Below are 459 nucleotides of genomic sequence, written 5' to 3'. Positions count from 1 at the left end.
AGGTTATCTCGACCAGACTTTTTAAACATCCATATCAATAAAGGTTTAAAAAGGAGGATTAAGAGAACCGAGCAGGTCTAGGCGCATTTGCCAGGAGGACACGGAGTGTAGCTTTCCTACATGAGTACCGCACTGGCATTGCAACGACGACATGCGAAGGTTATCTTGACCGGACTTTTTAAACATCCATATCAATAAAGGTTTAAAAAGGAGGATTAAGAGAACCGAGCAGGTCTAGGCGCATTTGCCAGGAGGACACGGAGTGTAGTTTTCCTACATGAGTACCGCACTGGCATTGCAACGACGACATGCGAAGGTTATCTTGACCGGACTTTTTAAACATCCTCTATTAGTGTTTGAAATGACGTACGCCAGTGAACACCATAGCAATCCCATACGTATCTGCCACTTTAATAGAATCTTCATCACGGATTGATCCGCCCGGTTGAATGATTGCTG

Annotated in this window: 1 protein-coding gene; it reads right to left on the bottom strand. The window is 44.4% G+C overall.

All coding sequences use genetic code 11. The features are described from left to right. Positions 1-349: 349 nt before the first annotated feature. Positions 350-459 (bottom strand): phosphoribosylaminoimidazolecarboxamide formyltransferase (locus MR170_RS31110; protein WP_242310680.1); only part of this gene is annotated, 110 nt, incomplete at its 5' end.

The organism is Bacillus cereus group sp. BfR-BA-01524, from assembly GCF_022662595.1.
In the GTDB taxonomy this organism is placed as follows: domain Bacteria; phylum Bacillota; class Bacilli; order Bacillales; family Bacillaceae_G; genus Bacillus_A; species Bacillus_A thuringiensis_S.
The sequence above is the reverse complement of the archived record's forward strand: the minus strand, read 5'-3'. Positions and strand labels throughout refer to the sequence as shown.